The sequence below is a fragment of the Stutzerimonas stutzeri genome (assembly GCF_000952685.1).
Classification (GTDB): domain Bacteria; phylum Pseudomonadota; class Gammaproteobacteria; order Pseudomonadales; family Pseudomonadaceae; genus Stutzerimonas; species Stutzerimonas stutzeri_E.
In genome coordinates this window covers 142,163-163,296 of sequence record NZ_JYHV01000020.1, presented here as the reverse complement: position 1 = coordinate 163,296, position 21,134 = coordinate 142,163, and the positions used below count along the sequence as shown (strand labels likewise).

At 61.6% G+C, this 21,134-nt stretch carries 20 protein-coding genes; 13 read left to right on the top strand and 7 right to left on the bottom strand.

Features of this window, described 5'->3' with window-relative positions:
• Positions 1 to 14 precede the first annotated feature (14 nt).
• Both sulA and lexA read right to left on the bottom strand, forming a co-directional pair.
• A complete protein-coding gene (sulA, locus tag UF78_RS12570; protein WP_045162548.1) occupies positions 15 to 497 on the bottom strand; it encodes an SOS-induced cell division inhibitor SulA in 483 nt (160 codons plus the stop codon).
• A gap of 11 nt (positions 498 to 508) precedes the next feature.
• Positions 509 to 1,117 carry a transcriptional repressor LexA gene (gene lexA / locus UF78_RS12565; protein WP_045162547.1) on the bottom strand — a complete coding sequence of 203 codons (609 nt, stop codon included), beginning with the start codon at positions 1,115 to 1,117 and terminating at the stop codon, positions 509 to 511.
• 194 nt (positions 1,118 to 1,311) lie between these two features.
• On the opposite strand from lexA, the gene UF78_RS12560 reads away from it, so the two are divergent.
• From UF78_RS12560 to UF78_RS12530, 8 genes are all read left to right on the top strand, one after another.
• Positions 1,312 to 2,019 carry a TetR/AcrR family transcriptional regulator gene (locus UF78_RS12560; protein WP_045162546.1) on the top strand — a complete coding sequence of 236 codons (708 nt, stop codon included), beginning with the start codon at positions 1,312 to 1,314 and terminating at the stop codon, positions 2,017 to 2,019.
• A 39-nt stretch (positions 2,020 to 2,058) separates the two neighbouring features.
• Positions 2,059 to 2,583 (top strand): L,D-transpeptidase, encoded by a 525-nt coding sequence (locus UF78_RS12555; protein ID WP_045162545.1) that lies wholly within the window; start codon positions 2,059 to 2,061, stop codon positions 2,581 to 2,583.
• Between the two features lie 16 nt (positions 2,584 to 2,599).
• Entirely contained in the window at positions 2,600 to 3,598 is a 999-nt protein-coding gene (nagZ, locus tag UF78_RS12550) for a beta-N-acetylhexosaminidase (protein WP_045162544.1), read from the top strand.
• 14 nt (positions 3,599 to 3,612) lie between these two features.
• Positions 3,613 to 4,350, top strand: a complete 738-nt coding sequence (locus tag UF78_RS12545) for an S-methyl-5'-thioinosine phosphorylase (RefSeq protein ID WP_045162543.1) — start codon at positions 3,613 to 3,615, stop codon at positions 4,348 to 4,350.
• Between the two features lie 193 nt (positions 4,351 to 4,543).
• Positions 4,544 to 5,041: an LEA type 2 family protein gene (locus UF78_RS12540; RefSeq protein WP_045162542.1), complete on the top strand. Its 498-nt coding sequence runs from the start codon at positions 4,544 to 4,546 to the stop codon at positions 5,039 to 5,041.
• A 9-nt stretch (positions 5,042 to 5,050) separates the two neighbouring features.
• Positions 5,051 to 5,242, top strand: a complete 192-nt coding sequence (locus tag UF78_RS22630; RefSeq protein ID WP_080890614.1) for an SEC-C metal-binding domain-containing protein — start codon at positions 5,051 to 5,053, stop codon at positions 5,240 to 5,242.
• A gap of 7 nt (positions 5,243 to 5,249) precedes the next feature.
• Positions 5,250 to 5,714, top strand: coding sequence for a DUF2489 domain-containing protein (locus UF78_RS12535; protein WP_045162541.1), 465 nt, complete (start codon positions 5,250 to 5,252; stop codon positions 5,712 to 5,714).
• Positions 5,715 to 5,786: 72 nt separating this feature from the next.
• Complete coding sequence (locus tag UF78_RS12530; protein ID WP_045162540.1) at positions 5,787 to 8,324, top strand: penicillin acylase family protein; 2,538 nt, start codon at positions 5,787 to 5,789, stop codon at positions 8,322 to 8,324.
• Between the two features lie 17 nt (positions 8,325 to 8,341).
• Here the strand turns inward: UF78_RS12530 and tsaA are convergent, their stop codons facing one another.
• Entirely contained in the window at positions 8,342 to 9,034 is a 693-nt protein-coding gene (gene tsaA / locus UF78_RS12525; protein ID WP_045162539.1) for a tRNA (N6-threonylcarbamoyladenosine(37)-N6)-methyltransferase TrmO, read from the bottom strand.
• A gap of 368 nt (positions 9,035 to 9,402) precedes the next feature.
• Here tsaA and betT point away from each other — a divergent pair, with 368 nt between their 5' ends.
• The 3 genes from betT (at position 9,403) to betA (ending at position 14,743) form a co-directional block, all read left to right on the top strand.
• Entirely contained in the window at positions 9,403 to 11,472 is a 2,070-nt protein-coding gene (gene betT / locus UF78_RS12520) for a choline BCCT transporter BetT (RefSeq protein WP_045162538.1), read from the top strand.
• Positions 11,473 to 11,556: 84 nt separating this feature from the next.
• Positions 11,557 to 13,029, top strand: a complete 1,473-nt coding sequence (gene betB / locus UF78_RS12515) for a betaine-aldehyde dehydrogenase (protein WP_045162537.1) — start codon at positions 11,557 to 11,559, stop codon at positions 13,027 to 13,029.
• 37 nt (positions 13,030 to 13,066) lie between these two features.
• Positions 13,067 to 14,743, top strand: coding sequence for a choline dehydrogenase (gene betA, locus UF78_RS12510; protein WP_045162536.1), 1,677 nt, complete (start codon positions 13,067 to 13,069; stop codon positions 14,741 to 14,743).
• Positions 14,744 to 14,867: 124 nt separating this feature from the next.
• Here the strand turns inward: betA and UF78_RS12505 are convergent, their stop codons facing one another.
• Together UF78_RS12505 and UF78_RS12500 are read right to left on the bottom strand one after the other, a co-directional pair.
• Entirely contained in the window at positions 14,868 to 15,833 is a 966-nt protein-coding gene (locus UF78_RS12505) for a 2-oxoglutarate and iron-dependent oxygenase domain-containing protein (RefSeq protein WP_045162535.1), read from the bottom strand.
• Between the two features lie 100 nt (positions 15,834 to 15,933).
• Positions 15,934 to 17,016: a BMP family ABC transporter substrate-binding protein gene (locus UF78_RS12500; protein ID WP_045162534.1), complete on the bottom strand. Its 1,083-nt coding sequence runs from the start codon at positions 17,014 to 17,016 to the stop codon at positions 15,934 to 15,936.
• 217 nt (positions 17,017 to 17,233) lie between these two features.
• On the opposite strand from UF78_RS12500, the gene UF78_RS12495 reads away from it, so the two are divergent.
• Both UF78_RS12495 and UF78_RS12490 read left to right on the top strand, forming a co-directional pair.
• Complete coding sequence (locus UF78_RS12495) at positions 17,234 to 18,322, top strand: calcium:proton antiporter (RefSeq protein WP_045162533.1); 1,089 nt, start codon at positions 17,234 to 17,236, stop codon at positions 18,320 to 18,322.
• A 24-nt stretch (positions 18,323 to 18,346) separates the two neighbouring features.
• Entirely contained in the window at positions 18,347 to 18,865 is a 519-nt protein-coding gene (locus tag UF78_RS12490) for a nucleoside 2-deoxyribosyltransferase (protein WP_045162532.1), read from the top strand.
• Between the two features lie 151 nt (positions 18,866 to 19,016).
• On the opposite strand, the gene UF78_RS12485 is transcribed toward UF78_RS12490, so the two are convergent.
• Both UF78_RS12485 and UF78_RS12480 read right to left on the bottom strand, forming a co-directional pair.
• Positions 19,017 to 19,943: an ABC transporter permease gene (locus UF78_RS12485; protein WP_045162531.1), complete on the bottom strand. Its 927-nt coding sequence runs from the start codon at positions 19,941 to 19,943 to the stop codon at positions 19,017 to 19,019.
• 79 nt (positions 19,944 to 20,022) lie between these two features.
• Positions 20,023 to 21,126 (bottom strand): ABC transporter permease, encoded by a 1,104-nt coding sequence (locus UF78_RS12480; protein WP_045162530.1) that lies wholly within the window; start codon positions 21,124 to 21,126, stop codon positions 20,023 to 20,025.
• Positions 21,127 to 21,134 lie beyond the last annotated feature (8 nt).

Sequence of the window (21,134 nt, the reverse complement as noted above, 5' to 3'; positions counted from 1 at the left end):
CGACGATTCGGGTGTCAATGACCCAAGCGAATGTTCAGGCTTTGCGCGTTGCCCTGAGTGGCCGCTACGCGTAGTTTCAGTCGGCTGGCCTTGTCGAGGCGCGGGAACCAGGTAATGACCGTATGGCTGCAGCCGGACGAGAGCGCCTTGCACGCCAACTCAAGAGAACCCTGGGTTTCGCGGGCCTGCAGCAGCAAGATGCGATCGCGATTAAGACCGGTTTCTCGAAGCCAGCTTTGCGAAAGCGACGCAGGAGGTGCGATCAGTGTCAGCCATCGTATATCGGCTGCCCCGCTGAGTTCGCGCAGGATCGGGGAAAGCAACAGGCGACAGTGATCGCCGCTTCCGCTCAGAGTCATTTCGCTCAGACAATCATCGGCAGGGTCCTTGGGCGCGGTAGCGACATCTTCGAATGGCGTCAGACGATGTGCGATCAGCCCCTCGAACAAGGTCAGTTGTGGTGGTTTGCTTGTGCTGAGTTGAGGGTGGTACTGCATGAGCCTCTCCTTTAGCGGCGAATCACGCCGACGCTTAAACCTTCAATAACCAGTTCCTGCTGTTCGAGATCCACTTCGATGGGCGCGAATTCCGGGTTTTCGGCTAATAACCAGACCTTGTCACCCTCGCGCTTGAAGCGCTTCACCGTGACTTCATCATCGATCCGAGCCACGACGACCTGACCGTTGCGTGCTTCCCGTGTGGTATGAACCGCAAGCAGGTCGCCATCGAATATGCCGATATCCTTCATGCTCATTCCGTGTACACGCAGTAGGTAATCGGCCTTGGGATGGAAAAATGAAGGATTGATCTGACAGGATTCTTCAACGTGTTGTTGCGCAAGAATTGGTGCACCGGCGGCAACCCGGCCAATGACGGGTAACCCGCTCTCTTCAGTAGTTGGTTCGAAGCCGGGAATACGTATTCCGCGCGAAGCGCCCGGCGTCATTTCGATAGCGCCTTTGCGAGACAAAGCCTTGAGATGTTCTTCAGCGGCATTGGGTGATTTGAAACCCAGCTCCTGAGCGATCTCCGCACGTGTCGGCGGATAGCCGTTGTCTTCCAGGCAGCGCTTGATGAAGGCGAGAATTTCCGACTGGCGTGGGGTCAGCTTGATCATGAGCGGTCTCTGTTCTTTTATACAGTGACTGGGATTATATACAGTGCTTGATGCTTGGCAATCTTTGTTTGGTTGAGGGCTGGGCCGGCTTGGTGCAAGCTTTGGCGGCCAAAAGAGTGTTCAGGCGCTTTCTTGGTTGACTTGGAACAGCTTGAAACGTAAGTTTCAAACGATTGTTTGTCAGGGGAGGGGGCATGGCGCAGTCTGAAACAGTGGAGCGTATTCTTGATGCAGCGGAACAACTGTTCGCTGAGAAAGGCTTCGCCGAGACTTCGTTGCGCCTGATCACCAGCAAGGCCGGGGTGAATCTGGCGGCGGTGAACTATCACTTCGGTTCGAAAAAGGCCCTTATCCAGGCGGTCTTCTCGCGTTTCCTCGGACCCTTCTGCATAAGCCTCGAGCGTGAACTGGATAGACGTGAAGCCGAGTCTGACCGAAAGGAAAATCTCGAGGAACTGCTGGAGATTCTGGTTGAACAGGCGCTCGCCGTAACGCCACGTAGCGGTGACGACCTGTCGATCTTCATGCGGCTGTTGGGCCTCTCCTTCAGTCAGAGCCAGGGCCACCTGCGTCGTTATCTTGAAGATATGTACGGCAAGGTGTTTCGTCGTTATATGTTGCGCGTGCATGAGGCCGCACCTTCGATTCCGCCGATCGAACTGTTTTGGCGCGTGCATTTCATGCTCGGCGCCGCAGCGTTCAGCATGTCGGGAATCAAGGCGCTGCGAGCCATCGCCGAGAACGATTTCGGCGCCAAAACTTCCATCGAGCAGGTCATGCGCATGATGGTCCCGTTTCTCGCGGCCGGTATGCGGGCCGATTCGGGCGTGGAGGATCCAAGCCTGGTACAGGCGCATCCGATCGCCCGGCGTAACGCGTTGGCGATGCCCGCGAAGGGTTAACGTGCATGCTCAAGGGGGGATCGGCTAAGCTTGCCGTCTATGCCCGATCTCGATTTTCTTCATATTTCCATTGCCGACCAGCTGCTCTACGGGTTTTCCAGTGGCAGGCTGTGTGTTCGGCTGCCCATCTCTACAGCGCGTAACGGTGCCGGTGAGCGCAACGGGTCCGGCTGCACGCCGCGTGGCCTGCACCGGGTACGCGCGCGTATCGGCGAGGGATTGCCGTGCGGGGCCGTTCTGCGTGGCCGCCGCTGGACCGGGGAAGTTTGGAATCAGCAACTACACGACCGCTTTCCTGGACGCGACTGGATCTTGAGCCGAATCCTCTGGCTCAGCGGGTGCGAGCCCGGATTCAACCGTATGGGTGCGGTCGACACCTTCCGTCGTTATATCTATTTGCATGGCACGCCTGATTCGGAGCCCATGGGCGTACCGCTTTCCCATGGCTGTATCAGGCTGCGTAATGCCGACTTGCTCGATCTTTTCCCTCGGGTGCCGGTTGGCTGTGCCGTACAGATAGGCGAAACGGCCTGTCCGGATTGGTCGAGCGCAACATTGAATTAAGGATCTGCTCACTATCATGCAAGGTTCATTGATGCTGGACATCGCCGGCATCTGGCTGACCGCAGAGGATCGCCAGTTGCTGCGTCAGCCGGAAGTAGGCGGGCTGATTCTGTTTGCCCGCAATATCGAACATCCTCGTCAGGTGCAGGAGCTTTGTCGGGCAATTCGAGCGGTACGGCCCGATATCTTGCTGGCCGTCGATCAGGAGGGCGGGCGCGTTCAGCGGTTGCGGCGCGACTTCATTCGTCTGCCAGCGATGCGCGAATTCGCGTCGCGTGGTGATGCGAAGGTCCTAGCAGACATCTGCGGTTGGGTAATGGCCACGGAAGTGCTGGCGGTTGGACTGGATTTCAGTTTCGCGCCGGTGCTCGATCTCGATCACCAGCGCAGCGCCGTGGTGGGTACCCGTGCGTTCGAAGGTGATCCACAGCGAGCCACCGAGCTCGCCGGGGCGTTCATCCAGGGGATGCATCGCGCCGGAATGGCCGCAACCGGCAAGCACTTCCCGGGCCATGGATGGGCTGAGGCCGATTCCCACGTGGCGATCCCCGTCGATGAACGGGGGCTGCAAGCGCTTCGCGAGCATGACCTGGTCCCGTTCCAGCGGCTGGCGAGCCAGCTCGATGCGGTGATGCCCGCGCACGTGATCTACCCGCAGGTGGATGACAAGCCGGCCGGTTTCTCCCAGCGATGGCTGCAGAGCATCTTGCGTACGGAGCTGGCCTTTCGCGGGGTGATCTTCAGCGATGACCTGTCGATGGCCGGTGCCCATGTCGCCGGCGATGCGGCGAGCCGGATCGAGGCGGCGTTGACGGCAGGCTGCGATATGGGCCTGGTATGCAACGACAGGGGAGCGGCCGAGTTGGCACTATCGGCGCTGCAGCGTCTCGGCGTGCAGCCATCACCGGCGTTGGCGACGATGCGCCGCCGCGCGGCGGGCTCGCTGGAATATAAGCAGGATCCGCGTTGGCATGCGTCCATCGCCACGCTCAAAGCAGCGGAACTGATCGCTTGACCAAGGAAACAATCATGACTGTCCACGCCATTATCGGCGGCACCGGCCTCACGGAGCTGCCCGGGCTCACCCTGGATGAAGCGGTGCCCATGGAAACACCCTACGGCTCACCGTCGGCCGACCTTCTTCGTGGCACATATGCGGGGCGAGAGGTGCTGTTTCTGGCTCGCCACGGCCATCCACACCGTATCCCGCCGCATCAGGTGAACTATCGCGCCAATCTGTGGGCCCTGAAACGCGCCGGGGCACAGGCGATCATTGCGGTGAATGCGGTTGGTGGCATTCATTCGACGATGGGTGCAGGCCACCTGTGCGTACCGCATCAACTGATCGATTACACCTATGGCCGCGAACACACCTTCTTCGAAGGCGACATCGAGCATGTCACCCATGTCGACTTTAGCTACCCCTACGATGAGTCATTGCGCCAGCGTCTGATCGCCGGTCTGGCAGCCGAGGGCTTTTTGTTCAGCAGCCATGGCGTTTATGGCTGCACTCAGGGGCCGAGGCTGGAGACCGTTGCCGAAATTGCCAGGATGGAGCGCGATGGCTGCGATATCGTCGGAATGACCGGTATGCCCGAAGCGGTTCTAGCCCGCGAGCTAGAGCTGCCGTATGCCTGCCTGGCCTTGGTAGTCAATCCGGCCGCCGGAAAAACGTCAGGCATCATCACCATGGCGGATATCGAGGCTGCGCTGGCGGAGGGAATCGTCAAAACCCGTGCCGTGCTGGCGCGCGCGCTGGCAGGCTAAAAAGGTACCGACACGAGGTGCGCAGCGCTTGCAGCACCGGAAGGCCGCAGCGATGGGAAGGGGGCTAGCGGTCTTCCAGTACCGCAATGAGAGCGGTCGCAAAGGCGTAGCAGGGACGCGATAAATTCGCCAAACAACCCCATTGCAGGCAATCTGCCGCTTGCTACACTTGGCCGTCCTTTGGAGTACCGGAATGCTTTGCCACGCACCTATAAGAAGAATATCGAGAGCAGTGGTTTTGCTGGGTTTGCTGTCAGGCCTTGCCGGTTGTTCGACCTGGTTCAGCAGTGATTTCCAAGACCCAGGTGTCCAGCTCACCGATGTCGAGATCATCAAGGCGAGGCTCCTCGAGCAGCAGTTCATGCTGCGTTTCCGCATCGACAACCCCAATGAGCAGAGTTTGCCTGTGCGCGGCCTCGTCTACACCGTCCACCTCAACGACATCGAGCTGGCGAGCGGTGAGTCCAGTGGCTGGACAACCGTCCCCGCGCATGGCTTCGAGTACTACGAAGTGCCGATCTATACCAACCTGTGGCGGCATATGAAGTACATCGTGCGATTGCTGGAAAAACCGGACCGTCCGATTGCCTATCGTCTGGAGGGCGAGCTGAAAACGGGCCTGATGCTCGGTCGACGCGTGCACATTGCAACCAATGGCGAGATAATCCCCGGCAACTTTATCCCGGAGTGAGCAACACCGATGAACCAAGACGCCCATGTGCACGGCCCCGATTGCAGCCACGATCACGATCACGACCATGCCCCCCATGTCCATGGACCGCATTGCAACCATAGCCACGACCCGGTTCGAAATCCGCTGAAGGATGTCGGCCGCAACGACCCGTGCCCGTGCGGAAGCCAGAAGAAATTCAAGAAGTGCCACGGAGCCTGATCCGCTCATGACGCCGCTCGCCATAACGTTGCTGGTTGCCGCTCTGCTGCTGATCGCGGCATTGGCTGGATACGCCTTGCATCTATGGCGCCGGGTTTGGCGAAGAGAGCGGCAGCTGGCCGATATGCAAGCGCAGCAGCATGCCGCGCTTGCGGCGGATCTGCGTGTGCTTGCCGGCAGCCTGCTCGACGAGCAGGTACCGCTGATCGAAGGCGCGATCCGGATCAAGGTGCTATTGGATAATTACGACTCGAATCTTGGCCAGGATCCGCGCTGCCAGGTTTTCCAAGTGCTGTTCGAGGCGACTGAAAAGGTGCCGACACACGCTGCCTGGAAGGCGCTGGACAAAGCCGAACGGCGCCGCCACGAAGCCAACTTCAGTGCGCTCGAATTACAACACAAGGCTGAGGCTCGCCGGTCCGCCCGCTGGTTGCTCGACGAAGTGTTGCCGAAGAACCGCGAAGCTGCCTGAGCGCGACGGCATCGCGCATCCACACCCATCTATCCTTCTGTTCCGTAGTGCCCTGTCTGTAAGGAGCCGTCGATGTCTTTGCGTCTGCCGTTCGTTCTGGTTCGCCTGACCTTGGGCGTTGCATTGGTAGCTGGCGGCCTCATTGGCTGTCAGTCTTATCTGGACAGCCGCTACAGCGATAGCCTGCCACCCGCGCATGGCGTCCAGGCCATCACTGGTTTGGACAAGAGCGTAAGCATCAGGCGCAATACGTTGGGCATGCCCTTGATCGAGACGGCGACATTCCACGATGCGCTGTTCGGTCTCGGATACGTGCATGCGACGGACCGTCTGAGTCAGATGGTTAACTTGCGGCTCATGGCCGAGGGACGTTTGGCGGAGATGGCTGGGCCTGGTGTGCTGGAGATCGACCGTTTCATGCGGGCGGTGAATCTTCGGCAAAGCGCTACCGTGCTGTATCGAGAAAGCTCGCCGCGGATGAAGCGGTTTTTCGAGGTCTATGCTCGCGGCGTCAATGCCTATCTGTTCCGCCATCGCGAAAAGCTGCCAATGGATCTGGCTGCCGCCGACTACACCCCGGAATACTGGAAGCCTGAAGATTCGGTGCTGATCTTCTGCCTGTTGAACTTCGGACTGGCGGTCAATCTGCAGGAAGAGATCGCGTCGTTGGTCATGGCTCAGCAGGTAGGCAGCGATAAGGTCGCTTGGCTGCTACCGACCTATCCCGACGAGCCGCTACCCTTCGATGAAGCCGACAAGCTGAAGGGGTTGAAGCTAGGCGGCGAGATACCAGGGCTCGCCGCGCTCGACAGCGCGGCCTCCGGGGTTGCTTCGTTGAACATGTTGGGGGTCGCCGCTTCCAACAACTGGGCGATATCCGGCAGCAACACCCGCAGCGGCAAGCCGCTGATGGCCAACGACACACACTTGCCGCTGTCGATGCCCTCGTACTGGAATTTCGTGCAGATCCGCTCGCCGAAATTCCAGGCCGCCGGGGTAACGATCGCAGGCGTGCCTGCGGTGATCGCGGGCTTCAACGGCAAGCTGGGCTGGGGCATGACCATGGTCATGGGCGATACCCAAGACCTGTTTCTGGAACAGGTGCGCCGCGAAGGCGGGCGATTGCTGTACCTCGCCGATGGCCGATGGATCCCGGCGCGCGAGCGCCACGAGACCTTCTTCATCAAGGGTGGGAGACCGATCCGTGAAACGATCTACGAAACCCGCAACGGCCCGCTGCTGAACAGCGTACTCGGCGAGCGCAAGCACCCGTTGCAACCGCTGCAACTGAGCAGTGGCTACGGGTTGGCGCTGAAAACGACGCAGTTCGAGGCTGACCAGTCGCTGGATGCGTTTTTTGACCTGACCCGCGCGCAGTCGGTGGATCAGGCTTTCGAAGCAACCCGCGAGATCCGCGCGGCCGCGCTCAATATCGTGTTTGCCGACGAGCAGAGCACGGGCTGGCAAGTGACCGGTCGCTACCCGAATCGCCGCGAAGGCCTGGGATTGTTGCCATCGCCGGGTTGGGATGGGCGTTACGACTGGGATGGCTTCGCCGATCCCATGTTGCATCCCTATGACCAGGACCCGCCGCAAGGCTGGCTGGCGACGGCCAATCAGCGCACCGTGCCCAAGGGCTACGGTATGCAGCTGTCCAACTCCTGGTATTACCCGGAGCGTGCCGAGCGCGTGGCCGAGCTGCTTGCGCAGGGCAAGCAGGACAGCCGCAGCGTGATGGCGATGCAGTACGATCAGACAACAACCTTCGCCGCCAAGCTGCAGGCCATGTTTCAGGCGCCAGGGATGGCGGAGCCGCTGAAAGCCGCCATCGATGCGCTCGCCGAACCGGAGCGGGGCAGGGCGCGCGTAGCGCTCTCGCGATTGCTGAGCTTCGATGGCAAGCTCGCCGCGGACTCTGCCGATGCGGCCCTTTATGAAAGCTTTCTGATGGAATCGGCGCGACAGACGTTTCTGGACGAGCTGGGGCCGGAAAGCAGTGCTCCATGGAACGCGCTGGTGGAAACCGCAAACGCCTCATACTCCGCGCAGGCTGATCATCTGCTGGGCCGCGATGACAGTCCGTTCTGGGATGACCGGAACACGCCACGCCGGGAAGACAAACCCGCAATCCTGGCGCGTTCACTCGCCGCCGCGTTCAGCCGCATGGAAGCCGCGCAGGGGGCTGATCGCGATGCCTGGCGTTGGGGAAAACTGCACACCTATACTTGGCGCACCGGCAGCACGCAGCTGGCACCTTACCTGCCGTCCAGCCAGCGCACCGGCATCAATGCGATCAGCGGCTATCTGGACCGCGGGCCATACGCGGCGGGCGGCGACCACAGCACCTTGAACGTATCGGCCTACCGCTGGGGCGATAACTTCGATACCTGGCTAATCCCGGCGATGCGCATCATCGTCGATTTCGGGCGCGACGAGCCGATGATCGGGCTCAACAGCTCCGGTCAATCCGGCAATCCGGCCAGCCCGCACTACGCCGACGGTATCGACGCCTGGTTGAAGGGCGGCTATATGAGCTTCCCGTTCAAGTCCGAGAATCTGGACAAGGTCTACGGCACCGAACGGTTGCTACTGACCCCGGCACGCCAGTAGCCTCGCGGCGCCTAGCGTTACACCCGCAGCACTTCCACTACCGTGATGGACGCCGGGTCCGGGTAATGCCAGCGCACCTCGACATCCCATAGCCGCGTCCCGTAGCGGCGCTCCGGTGTCGGCGTTTGATAGGCCGGTCGCGGATCTTGCGCCAGACACTGTTCGATCAGTGCCTGCAGGGGTTCGCCGAGCCGAAGCGCTTCGCAACGGGCTTGTTCCAGGCTCGTCTCCGTCCAGCGCACGGGGATGAGTTCCGGGGCATCGTTGGCCAGGCCATTGTGCGCGTCGTCGACGGCATCGGCGTAAGGAACGTAAGGCTTGATATCCAGCACTGGCGTGCCATCGAGCAGGTCGATCCCCGACAGATGAAGGCGGCCGGGTTCGATCCGCTCGAGCCTGACCACAGACTGGCCGATGCCGTTGGGGCGGTGCGTCGAGCGGGTCGCAAACACACCGACCATGCGGTTGCCGCCTAGGCGCGGCGGGCGGACCCGTAGACGGGGCTCGGCCTCGAGCGCCTGGTGGAACAGAAACAGCAGCCAGACATGACTGACCTGCTCAAGCCCTTCCAGCGCGTGCGCCTGATCGAACGGTGGATGCAGTTCCAGTATGCCTCGGGCCGCCGGTGCCAGCTGTGGCTGCCGCGGGATGGCGAATTTCTCCTTGAAACAGGAACGGACGACACCGATGGGCGTGACGGTATAGGGCATGTCGAGGCTGTGATGTGAAAACGTGGGCCGCCATCTTACCTGCTCCCGTGTCGGTGCACCGGCCATCGAGGCCGTATTCAGCCTTGGACGTCTGTGAATAGCCGCTCGGTGTCGCCAGCGGCGCGCGTTTGCAGCGCGTGGCGGGATCTATGGTCAGCCGTTTTTCGGACATAGACTATTTTTAAGGTGTCGCTGTCCTTCCCATCCATCATGGGGCGCCCCTGTGCCTCGCAGACGCTGACGTCCCGCTCAGCATTGCGTCTTTATCAGGCGATCATGACGTTCCCTTGCAACTATGCGCCCAGCCTGACGCCATTCATCGCGTTGCGATGTCATAAAAGCCAGAACAAGTTCAGGAGACAGAACTGATGAACGAGGCTGAGCTCTCACCCGGAAACACCAACGCATCTCACGACCGCATCAATCCCGTGGTTTTCTACAGCTCGGCAATCGCCATTGTGCTGTTCGCCATCTGGGCGATGTTCTTCAAGACGTCATCCCTTTCAGTCATAAACGCCGTTCTAGGCTGGATATCCAACACCTTCGGCTGGTTCTATTTTCTTGCCGTGCTGGTCTATCTCCTCTTCGTGGTAGTCATCGCCACCACCCGTTATGGCAAGATCCGGCTAGGGCCCGATCATTCAAAGCCTGAGTTCAACGTGATCACCTGGGCGGCAATGCTGTTCTCGGCGGGCATCGGCATAGACCTGCTGTTCTTTTGCATCGCCGAACCCATCACTCAGTTCCTCGAACCACCGGTGGGCGAGGGCAGCACCGTACAGGCAGCGCGCCATGCGCTGGAGCTGACCTTCCTTCACTGGGGGCTGTCCGGGTGGGGCGTCTATACGTTGGTGGGCATGTCCCTGGCCTATTTCAGCTTTCGCCAAGGCCTGCCGCTATCGATTCGCTCGTCGCTCTATCCGATTTTTGGCAAAGGCATATACGGCCCCATCGGACACACCGTGGACACAGCAGCGGTGCTGGGAACGGTGTTCGGCATCGCCACCAGCCTCGGCATTGGCATCATTCAGCTGAACTTCGGCCTGAACTACATTTTCGGCGTACCGGAGGGCACCTTCACCCAGGCGGTGCTGGTGGTGCTGATCGTGGTGTTCTCGGCGATCTCGGCCGCCACGGGGGTGGAGCGCGGGATCCGCCGACTGTCCGAGTTCAATATGCTGCTGGCGGTCCTGCTGTTGTTGTTCGTGCTGTTCGCCGGCAAGACGACCTTTCTGCTCAACGCGCTGGTGATGAACATTGGCGACTACTTTTCCAATTTCATCAGCTTGTCGTTCGATACCTACGCCTACGATCAGCCCACCGACTGGCTGAATGCCTGGACCGTGTTCTTCTGGGCCTGGTGGATCGCGTGGGGCCCCTTCGTCGGTCTGTTTCTGGCGCGCATCTCGCGTGGCCGGACCATTCGCGAGTTCGTCGTTGGCACCTTGCTGTTGCCGCTGGCTTTCATGATGGCCTGGATGTCGATCATGGGGAACAGCGCCATCGACATGGTCATGCATGGCGCTGTCGAGTTCGGCGCGCAGGCGGTCAGCAATCCGGGTTCGTCGATCTATCTGTTTCTCCAGAGCATGCCCTGGGCCGGCCTGACCACCGCGGTAGCGACCATTCTGGCGATCGTCTTCTTCGTCACTTCGGGCGATTCGGGTTCGCTGGTGCTGTCCAATTTCACCTCGATTCTCAAGGACGTGAACAGCGACGCACCGGTATGGATGCGCGTTCTGTGGGCAGCCATCATCGGTGTGTTGACCCTGGCGCTGCTGATCGCCGGTGGGCTGACGGCGTTGCAGGGGACCGTGGTGATCATGGGGCTGCCGTTCTCCATCGTCCTTCTGTTCATGATGGTGGGATTGTTCAAGGCCCTGCATGTCGAAGGTGTGATGGCGGACAGTTACCAGAAGAGCCTTTCCGGCCAGCTGTCCGGTCGGGCGACGCTGGAGCATGCGAACCTGAACTGGAGCCAGCGCCTTTCGCGCGCGATGAGCTTTCCCAGCCAGTCGCAGATCCGCCGCTATCTGAGGGAAGTGGGCAAGCCGGCGATGGAGGAGATACGTCAGGCGCTGGGTGAGAAGGGCGTGCCGGTGGACATCATCGAGGGCGAGAGGGGCAACGAGCATCTGATTCTCAACGTCAACCTGGGCAGTGAATTGGACTTCACCTACCAGATCTGGCCGGTACGCAGCGCGATGCCGTCGTTCGCCGTACGGACCCAGAGTAGCCGGGCGCACTACTACCGTCTCGAGGTGCACCTGCGGCAGGGGAGTCTCGGCTATGACCTGATGGGTTACTCCAAACGGCAACTGATCGAGGACATCCTCGACCACTACGAGCATCACATGCAGTTTCTGCATCTGCAGCGCGAGAAAGGCACGCTGGCCGACAGCGCATCCGAACCGGGCACCGCCCCAGGCGCCAGCTGATCACGGCGCGGCGAACGGCAGGTTCGCCGTGGCTCGCCGACACGGGCGACTCGGTCGCCCCAAACGGATTCGAGAGAGGTGAATATGGCTTGTTATCCACGGCAACGACTCTACATCGACGGAAACTATGTCGATCCCAGCGGCGGCGAGGTGTTCGAGAGCATCAACCCTGCCAACGGCGAAGTGCTCGCTGAAGTCGCTCAGGCGACCCGCAGCGATCTCGAACGTGCGGTGACCAGCGCCGAGAAAGGACAGAAGCTCTGGGCGGCGCTGACCGGCATGGAACGTTCGCGCATTCTGCGCAAGACGGTCGATCTGCTGCGCGAGCGCAACGACGAGCTGGCCCTGCTGGAGACCCTGGACACCGGCAAGCCTCTGATGGAAACCCGCAGCGTCGATATCGTTACCGGTGCCGACGTGCTCGAGTATTACGCCGGTCTCGCGCCAGCCATCGAGGGCGAACAGATTCCCCTGCGCGAAACCAGCTTCGTCTATACCCGACGCGAGCCCCTCGGCGTGGTGGCTGGGATCGGCGCCTGGAACTACCCGATCCAGATCGCCCTGTGGAAGGCCGCGCCCGCGTTGGCGGCCGGTAACGCGATGATCTTCAAACCCAGTGAGGTGACCTCGCTGAGCGCGCTCAAACTGGCCGAAATCTTTACCGAGGCGGGCCTGCCGGCCGGCGTGTTCAACGTGCTGACCGGCGCCGGTGCCGCAATCGGCGCCATGCTCACCGAGCATCCGCGCATCGCCAAGGTGTCCTTCACGGGCGGCGTGGCGACCGGCAAGAAGGTCATGGCCAGCGCTGCCAGCTCCTCGCTCAAGGACGTGACCATGGAACTGGGCGGTAAGTCGCCGCTGATCGTTTGTGACGATGCCGACCTCGACCGGGCGGCGGATATCGCCGTAATGGCTAATTTCTTCAGCGCTGGCCAGGTCTGCACCAATGGCACTCGGGTCTTCGTACCGCGTAAGCAGCTGGCCGAGTTCGAAGCCAAGCTGCTGGAGCGGGTCCAGCGGATCCGCATGGGCGATCCGCAGGACGAGCAGACCACCTTCGGCCCCATGGTCAGCTTCGGCCATATGCAGAGCGTGCTGGGCTACATCGCCAAGGGCAAGGCGCAGGGGGCCCGGCTGCTATGCGGTGGCGAGCGGGTGACCCACGGTGAGTTCGGCCGCGGCGCCTACATAGAACCGACCATCTTCAGCGACTGCACCGACGACATGATTATCGCCCGTGAAGAGATCTTCGGCCCGGTGCTGAGCCTGCTGGCCTATGACGACGAAGAAGAGGCGGTGTGTCGCGCCAACGACAGCGACTACGGCCTGGCTGCTGGTGTGGTGACGCGCGATCTGGCGCGCGCCCACCGCATCATTCACCAGATGGAAGCCGGTATCTGCTGGATCAATACCTGGGGCGAGTCGGCCGCGCAGATGCCGGTTGGCGGCTACAAGCAATCCGGCATCGGCCGCGAGAACGGCATTTCTTCCCTGGCGCATTACACCCGGCTGAAGTCGGTGCAAGTGGAGCTGGGCGATTTCGCCTCGGTGTTCTGAGCCGCACGAACGCGCCGGTCTGTATGAAGGAGGATTCATGGAATACGACTACATCATCATCGGCGCCGGCTCCGCCGGGAATGCACTGGCGGCGCGTCTGACCGAGGACGCTGACGTCGGCGTGCTGCTGCTGGAGGCCGGTGGCCCCGATTACCGTTTCGACTTCCGCACCCAGATGCCCGCCGCGCTGGCCTATCCGCTGCAGGGGACCCGTTACAACTGGGCATACAGGACCGATCCCGAACCGCACATGAACAACCGTCGTATGGATTGCGGCCGTGGCAAGGGGCTGGGTGGATCATCACTGATCAACGGCATGTGCTACATCCGCGGCAATGCGCTGGATTACGACAACTGGGCTCGTATGCCAGGGCTCGAGGATTGGACCTACCACGACTGCCTGCCATACTTCCGCAAGGCCGAAAGCCGCGATATCGGCCCCAACGATTACCACGGCGGTGACGGCCCCGTCAGCGTCACCACGCCCAAACCCGGCAACAACGTGTTGTTCCATGCCATGGTCGAGGCCGGCGTGCAGGCTGGCTACCCGAAGACCGACGATCTGAACGGCTATCAGCAAGAGGGCTTCGGCCCCATGGATCGCACGGTCACGCCCAATGGCCGTCGCGCCAGTACTGCGCGCGGCTATCTCGACCAGGCCAAGGAGCGACCGAACCTGACCATCGTCACCCATGCCGTAACCGACCGGGTGCTGTTCGAGAACACGCGGGCGGTTGGTGTGAAATACCTGCGCGGGCGGGAACAGCCGACCATTGTTCGCGCCCGCCGCGAGGTGCTGCTCTGTGGCGGCGCCATCGCCTCGCCGCAAATACTGCAGCGCTCCGGAGTCGGGCCGGCGGCGCTGCTGCGCGACCTGAACATCGGGATCGTCCAGGACCTGCCTGGAGTCGGCCAGAATCTGCAGGACCACCTGGAGATGTATCTACAGTACGAGTGCAAGCAGCCGGTCTCCCTTTACCCGGCACTGAAATGGTGGAATCAACCGGCGATCGGTGCCGAGTGGCTATTCCTCGGCTCAGGAATCGGTGCCAGCAATCAATTCGAGGCCGGTGGCTTCATTCGCAGCCGCGATGAGTTCGAGTGGCCGAATATCCAGTTCCACTTCCTGCCGGTCGCGGTCAACTACAACGGCAGCAATGCCCATGACGGTCACAGCTTCCAGGCGCACGTCGGCTCGATGCGCTCACCCAGCCGCGGGCGCGTTCAGATCCGTTCGATCGATCCACGGGTCGATCCGAGCATTCTGTTCAACTACATGTCCCACGAGCAGGACTGGCAGGAGTTTCGCGACAGCATCCGCCTGACCCGCGAGATCATCGCCCAGCCGGCGCTCGACCCGTATCGTGGCAAGGAGCTGAGCCCCGGTGCGCAAGCACAGAGCGACGCGGAGCTGGACGCCTTCGTTCGTGAACATGGCGAAACGGCCTATCACCCGTCCTGCTCCTGCAAGATGGGCACGGATGAGATGGCCGTGGTCGATGGGCAGGGCCGGGTGCATGGCGTGGAGGGCTTGCGGGTCGTCGACGCATCGATCATGCCGCAGATCATCACCGGCAACCTCAACGCCACCACCATCATGATCGCCGAAAAGATCGCCGATCGAATTCGCGGGCGACAACCGTTGCCTCGTAGCACCGCCGCCTATTACGTCGCCAATGGCGCGCCGGTGCGCCAGCCATCGCTGCGCAACTGAGGCGGCAACGAGAACACCTGGTTCGCCGTTTTCAGCGGCGAAAACGGCATTGATCCAACCGACCCGTTGCGACCGTCGGTGGCATGCCGGACTTCGGAGTCCTCGCCGTAAGCGGACGGCCAGCTCAGGCCGGTGATGGCTCGCGCCGATAGGCGTAGGTCTCGGCAAAGCGCGAGAGCATATAGGCACTGCAGGTGGTGTCCGGGTAGCGAGGAGGGTTGCCCGGCCCTTGGCAACCGGGCAGGCAGCTGATGACCGTGTCGGGATTCGGCTCGGCAAAGAACGGCATCGAATAGCGGTCCACTCCCAGTGGGCTGATCACCCGGTGCGGCGTGGACTTGTACCGGTCGTTGCTCCAGCGCGCCATCATGTCGCCGATGTTCACGACATAGGTTCCCTCGATGGGCGGTGCGTCGATCCACTCGCCGTGTACGTTCTGCACCTGCAGTCCGCCGGCCTGATCCTGGTAGAGCAAGGTGATGCAGCCGTAGTCGGTGTGGGCGCCTGCACCCTGCTGTTCGGGGGCGGTCGCGGTTTGCCGTGGTGGGTAATGAATCATGCGGAACACGCTGATGGGCTCGACGAAGCGCTGGTCGAAAAAGTCCCGGTCGATACCCAGCGCCGTGGCGATTGCGCGCAACAGCGTGCAGGCCAGCGCATGCATGTCCTGATAATGCTGTTCGAACAAGGATTCCCAGCCGTCGATGGTCGGATGTCGATTGGGGCCGCGCAGCGGCTTGCCGGCGAGCACCTCCGGGTGATCGGCTGGCATGTGGAAGCCCATGTCGAAGGTTTCTTTCAGATCGCTCGGCTTGCTCGGGTCGAGCTGCTCGGTGGCGATCGCTCCGTAGCCGCGGTGGTGCCGGCTTTTAGTGATGTCGATGGCGAGCTTTTCGGCTTCCGGCAGTGCGAAGAAGGATTGCGCACGTGCCTTCAGCTCACAGATGCGCGCCGCATCGATCGGATGGTTGCGAATGTAGAAGAAGCCCCAGTCACGGCAGGCGGCGTCGATCTGTTGGGCGATCTCGTTCCAGCCGTTTTCGTCTGTGGCGTAGAGCGGGGCGATATCGATGACGGGCAGTTGGTTCATTTCGGATCTCTCGGTCGCAGCCAGAGGCCAGAAGCTAGAAGCCCACGCGACTTCGCGCAGCATCTAGCGCCCGGCCTCAAGCGACAAGCTTGCTTATCGGCTACTTCGGCAACTCAGCGGTAATGCCTTGCACGTAGTAGTTCATCGACGCCAGATCTCCATTGCTGGCGGTCACCCCATCGGCGATGCGCACGGTACCTGACTGATCCTTGATCGGACCGGTGAAGGGGTGCAACGCCCCGCTGCGGATAGCGGCGATGATCTGTTCCGCTTCGGTCTTCACCTCCGCCGGCACCAGGTCGCTGATCGGCAGGCTGATGGTGTCTTCGGCCAGTCCACCCCAGAAGTCCTGCGGCTTCCAACTGCCATCGATCACGGCTTGTGCCGACTTGACGTAGTGCGGTCCCCAGTCGTTGACGATGGAAGTCAGTACCGCCTTCGGTCCGAAGTGAGCCATGTCCGAGGCATAGCCGACCGAATAGACGCCACGACGTTCGGCAGCCTGGATCGGCGCCGGGCTATCGGTGTGCTGGAAAACCACGTCGACCCCTTGGTCGATCAGCGCGTTGGCGGCATCGGCTTCCTTGCCCGGATCGAACCAGGAGCTCACCCACACCACCTTGATTTCGGTGCCGGGGTTGTACTTGTCCAGCGCCAGCTGGATGGCATTGATGTCGCGGATCACTTCGGGAATCGGGAACGAGGCGATATAGCCGACCTTCTTGGTCTTGGTCATCTTCGCCGCAAGGAACCCACCCACGTAGCGGCCCTCATAGGAACGAGACAGGTAAGTGCCGAGGTTCTTGTCCTGCTTGTAGCCGGTGGCGTGCTCGAAGGTGACCTTGGGGAACTGTTTCGCCACCTTGAGCGTCGGGTTCATATACCCGAAGGACGTGGTGAAGATCAGGTCGTAGCCGCCCTTGGCCATGTTGCGGATCACTCGCTCGGCGTCGGCGCCCTCGGCGACGTTCTCGACGAAGGTGGTTTCAACCTGATCGCCGAGCTCCTTTTCCAGATGCTGACGACCCATCTCGTGCTGGTAGGTCCAGCCGTGGTCGCCGATCGGGCCCACGTAGACGAAGCCGACTTTGAGCGGATCGGCTGCAACGGCGGAAAGGGCAGTGCTCAAACCAATCGCTGCGGTGAGGCCGCGGAACAGGGATTTCCGGGTGTTCTTCTGCATGGGTGTTGCTCCTGGTTGCATATTTTTTTGCGTGTCCGCTGTGAGGCTGCGGTTTGGTTTGCAAAAAACTGACCAACTGGACAGATACCCGCTGAGGTTCCCAATCCACCTCTCCGGCAGTTGCTGGCCGAGCCAATGGTGGATCCGGCTAGGTGCGACAGGCAGCGTTGCTGCCACAGTTTGGTGCATCAGAACGATAGACCACGGGAGATCTTTCATGCTGACGCTATTGCGAGAAGAGCGCTTCCTGCTCCTGGCCCTGTTGGCCGCCGTCGTCGCCTACGTGGTTGAGGGCAGCTTGCTCAGTGGTGGACGCGTCGTCGCTTTGACCGCCGTCGGCGCACTCGTGTTGATGATCGTGATGGCGTCGATACGGGTCGCACACCACGCCGAGATCCTCGCGGAAAAGGTCGGAGATCCCTACGGAACGATGATCCTTACGCTCTCCGCCGTGTTGGTCGAGGTGGTCATCCTGGGCATCATGATGACGCACCACCCGTCACCAACGCTGGTGCGTGACACCATTTACTCGGCGGTGATGCTCGATCTCAACGGTATTCTGGGCCTTGCCGCATTGATGGGTGGCCTTCGCCACGGCGAGCAGCCGTACAACGACGATTCGGCGCGTACCTACAGCGTGATGATTCTTACCGCCATGGGTGTGTCGATGGTGGTGCCGGAGTTCATTCCGCGTGAAGACTGGCGGCTGTACTCGGTGTTCACCATTGGCGCCATGCTGTTGTTGTACGGCCTGTTCTTGCGCATGCAGGTCGGTGCGCACAGCTACTTCTTCAGCTACAGCTATCCGGAAAAGCGACGGCGCAAAGGCGAAGTGGTGTCTGAGGCGACGACCAGCCGTGGCCGCTCGATCGGTCTGCTATGCGCCGGCATCGTAATCATCGGCGCGCTCGCCGAGGTGATGTCCCAGGCGCTCGATGTCGGGTTGGAAGGCAGTGGCGCGCCGCCTATGCTGGCCGCGCTGCTGGTCGCGGCCATTTCTGCCAGCCCGGAAATACTCACCGCCTTGCGAGCAGCGCTAGCTAATCGTATGCAGTCGGTGGTCAATATCGCGCTCGGCGCTTCGCTGTCCACGGTCATTCTCACGGTGCCGGTGATGGAAGCGTTGGCGTTGTATAGTGGACAGCCGTTTCAGATGGCGATGTCGCCGGTGCAGACGGTGATGATTTTCATCACCCTGATCGTGGCCGCGATCAACCTGAACGACGGCGAGACCAACGCGATCGAGGGCATGACCCACTTCGTGTTGTTCGCCACCTTCATCATGCTTTCGCTGATAGGGCTCTGACGCCCATCAGCCAGATGGACTTTCATGGACGTACATATCTACCTCGCCGGTCCCGGCGTGTTCCGCGCCGATGCACTCGAGCATGGCGAGCGACTCAAGGCGCTCTGCGCCGACTTCGGCTTCATTGGGCTGTACCCGCTGGACAAGCAGGTGCCGCGCCACATCGTCGGTGCGCGCGAGCAGGCTGCCTGGATCTACCAGGCCAATCTGGACCTGTTGGAGCAGGCCGATGCGGTGATCGCCGACCTCAACTTCTTCCGGGGCGGTGAGCCCGACAGCGGCACCAGCTTCGAAGTGGGTTATGCCGTGGCTCGTGGCAAGCCAGTGGTGGGATATCTGGACGGCGCGGGCAGCTATGCCCAGCGCCTGCAGCGCCAGTTGCCGCATCTGTGCGGACAGCCAGGCTTGGACTGCGACGGCTTACAACTGGAAGCCTTCGATCTGCCGGTGAATCTGATGCTGGCGGTGCCGGCCCGGTTGGTTGCGGGCGGCGCTCGCGAGGCGTTGTTATGCCTGGCTGACGAGCTGGCGGAGCGATCCTAGGCCCACTCGGTTTGCCAATGCGCCTCGAGTCGTCGGGCTAACGCGGAACACCGTCGCGCCCACCGGGCGGAGCGGGCTAGGGGCTTCAGCCCGACGAGTCTGCGCGAGGGTGGGCTTCAGTCCACCAGGGCGAGTGCCGGGCGGTCATCGGTCAATGACCTGCTTTCCACGGCTGGCCCAATGACACCGGTGCATACAGGCGAGTACGGATCGCGTCTCGCGACAGCAGCACCAGCACCATGATCGTTGCGACGTACGGCAGCATCGCCAGCAGATTACCGGGGATCGACAGGCCGAGCCCTTGGGCGACCAGGTGCAGAATGCTGGCCAAGCCGAACAGATAGGCGCCGAGCAGTACGCGACCCACTCGCCAGCTGGCGAACACAACAAGCGCCAAGGCGATCCAACCACGCCCGGCGGTCATGTTCTCCGCCCACATCGGCGTATAGGCGAGCGACAGGTAGCCGCCGGCCAGCCCGGCCATAGCGCCGCCGAACAGCACCGCCAGTACCCGCACGCGCAGCACCGGTAGGCCCATGGCGCTGGCGGCGTTGGGATTCTCGCCGACCGCCTGGATGATCAGACCCATACGGCTTTTCAGCAGCACCCAGGCGACCAGGGCGAAGAGTGCGAAGGACAGATAGACCAGCAGATCCTGGGCAAACAGCATGCGACCGATCAGCGGGATGTCGCTCAGGAAAGGAATGGCGATGGGTTCGAAGCCCGCTAGCGGCTTGCCGACCCAGCCGGCACCGATGAACGACGACAGGCCAACACCGAAGATGGTCAGCGCCAGCCCGGTCGCCACCTGGTTGGCGTTGAAACCCAGCGCCACCAGGGCGAACAGTTGCGAAAGCAGCATCCCGCCCAGGCAGGCAAAGACCACACCCAGCCAGAGGTTGCCGGTGGCGAACGCGGCAATGAAACCGGCCACTGCGCCGAACAGCATCATGCCTTCTTGACCGAGATTGAGCACGCCAGTCTTTTCGCAGACCAGCTCGCCGAGCGCCACCAGCAGCAGCGGTGTACCGGTGCGGATCATGGCGTAGAAGATATTGGTCAGTAGATCGATATCCATGGTGTTCCTTAGCGGGAAGCCAGAAGCGGGAAGCTGGAAGTAAAAGCGGCAACTGCATTGGCGGAGCGAGTCGCGGCGTTCATGGCTGCACCGCTGGCTGCAGGCTGCCAGCTTTCGGCTTCAGGTTTCGCCCGAGGCGCGGCCGATAGAAAATCAGTACATCGCACGCCAGCAGGAAGAACAGCACCATGCCCTGAAACAGCTGCGTGATCGATTGCGGCAGGTTGGCCGCCATCTGTGCGTTTTCGCCGCCGAGGTAGAGCAGTGCCATCAGCAGGCTGGCAAAGACGATGCCGAGTGGGTTGAGCCGGCCGAGAAACGCCACGGTGATGGCCGCATAGCCGTAACCAGGCGAAACCTGTGGTACCAGTTGACCGATCGGCCCGGTCACCTCGGCAACGCCGGCCAGGCCAGCCAGTGCGCCACTGATCAGCAGGGCGACCCAGACCAGGCGCCTCTCGCGAAAACCGACGAAACCGGCCGCGCGCTTGTCCAGTCCCAGCACCTTGATCTGGAAGCCGAGAAAGCTCTTTTGCAGCAGAACCCACACCACTACGAGCGCCAGCAGGGCGAAATAGAAACCGGCGTGCACGCGCAGCTCCTCGAACAGTTGCGGTAGGCGCGTGGCGTCGCCGAACATCGCCGACTCGGGAAAGTTGAAGCCTTGCGGATCCTTCAACGGCCCGTGCACGGCGAACAGCAACAGGTTCAAGGCGATGTAGTTGAGCATGATGCTGGTGAGGATTTCATTGGCATTGAACTGCGTGCGCAACCAGGCGCAGAGGCCGGCCCAGACGGCGCCGCCAAGCGTGCCGACGGCGAGCGTCAGGACCAGTGCCCAGCGAGAATCCCAATCGATGATGTGTACCGCCAGCGCGCTACCGGCGAGCGCGCCGATGAGCAGTTGCCCCTCGGCACCGATGTTCCAGATTCGTGCGTTGTAGACCACCGCCAGGCCCAGCGCACAAAGCAGGATCGGCAGCGCCTTGACCAACAGTTCGGAGACGCCGTAGAGATCGCTGACCGGATCGATCAGTAGCACGCGCAGGGTTTCCAGTGGCGGATGGCCGAGCGCGGCGAACAGCAGCGCGCCGCTGAGCAGAGTCAGCAACGCGGCCAGTAGCGGCGAAAGCCAGAGCATCGGTCGCGACTGCTGACCACGTGGTTCGAGGGATAACAGCATGCGAAGGC

Excerpts from the sequence above, each read along its gene's own strand:
- sulA (WP_045162548.1), bottom strand. The coding sequence starts at position 497 with ATGCAGTACCACCCTCAACTCAGCACAAGCAAACCACCACAACTGACC.
- lexA (WP_045162547.1), bottom strand. The coding sequence starts at position 1,117 with ATGATCAAGCTGACCCCACGCCAGTCGGAAATTCTCGCCTTCATCAAG.
- UF78_RS12560 (WP_045162546.1), top strand. The coding sequence starts at position 1,312 with ATGGCGCAGTCTGAAACAGTGGAGCGTATTCTTGATGCAGCGGAACAA.
- UF78_RS12555 (WP_045162545.1), top strand. The coding sequence starts at position 2,059 with ATGCCCGATCTCGATTTTCTTCATATTTCCATTGCCGACCAGCTGCTC.
- nagZ (WP_045162544.1), top strand. The coding sequence starts at position 2,600 with ATGCAAGGTTCATTGATGCTGGACATCGCCGGCATCTGGCTGACCGCA.
- UF78_RS12545 (WP_045162543.1), top strand. The coding sequence starts at position 3,613 with ATGACTGTCCACGCCATTATCGGCGGCACCGGCCTCACGGAGCTGCCC.
- UF78_RS12540 (WP_045162542.1), top strand. The coding sequence starts at position 4,544 with ATGCTTTGCCACGCACCTATAAGAAGAATATCGAGAGCAGTGGTTTTG.
- UF78_RS22630 (WP_080890614.1), top strand. The coding sequence starts at position 5,051 with ATGAACCAAGACGCCCATGTGCACGGCCCCGATTGCAGCCACGATCAC.
- UF78_RS12535 (WP_045162541.1), top strand. The coding sequence starts at position 5,250 with ATGACGCCGCTCGCCATAACGTTGCTGGTTGCCGCTCTGCTGCTGATC.
- UF78_RS12530 (WP_045162540.1), top strand. The coding sequence starts at position 5,787 with ATGTCTTTGCGTCTGCCGTTCGTTCTGGTTCGCCTGACCTTGGGCGTT.
- tsaA (WP_045162539.1), bottom strand. The coding sequence starts at position 9,034 with ATGCCCTATACCGTCACGCCCATCGGTGTCGTCCGTTCCTGTTTCAAG.
- betT (WP_045162538.1), top strand. The coding sequence starts at position 9,403 with ATGAACGAGGCTGAGCTCTCACCCGGAAACACCAACGCATCTCACGAC.
- betB (WP_045162537.1), top strand. The coding sequence starts at position 11,557 with ATGGCTTGTTATCCACGGCAACGACTCTACATCGACGGAAACTATGTC.
- betA (WP_045162536.1), top strand. The coding sequence starts at position 13,067 with ATGGAATACGACTACATCATCATCGGCGCCGGCTCCGCCGGGAATGCA.
- UF78_RS12505 (WP_045162535.1), bottom strand. The coding sequence starts at position 15,833 with ATGAACCAACTGCCCGTCATCGATATCGCCCCGCTCTACGCCACAGAC.
- UF78_RS12500 (WP_045162534.1), bottom strand. The coding sequence starts at position 17,016 with ATGCAGAAGAACACCCGGAAATCCCTGTTCCGCGGCCTCACCGCAGCG.
- UF78_RS12495 (WP_045162533.1), top strand. The coding sequence starts at position 17,234 with ATGCTGACGCTATTGCGAGAAGAGCGCTTCCTGCTCCTGGCCCTGTTG.
- UF78_RS12490 (WP_045162532.1), top strand. The coding sequence starts at position 18,347 with ATGGACGTACATATCTACCTCGCCGGTCCCGGCGTGTTCCGCGCCGAT.
- UF78_RS12485 (WP_045162531.1), bottom strand. The coding sequence starts at position 19,943 with ATGGATATCGATCTACTGACCAATATCTTCTACGCCATGATCCGCACC.
- UF78_RS12480 (WP_045162530.1), bottom strand. The coding sequence starts at position 21,126 with ATGCTGTTATCCCTCGAACCACGTGGTCAGCAGTCGCGACCGATGCTC.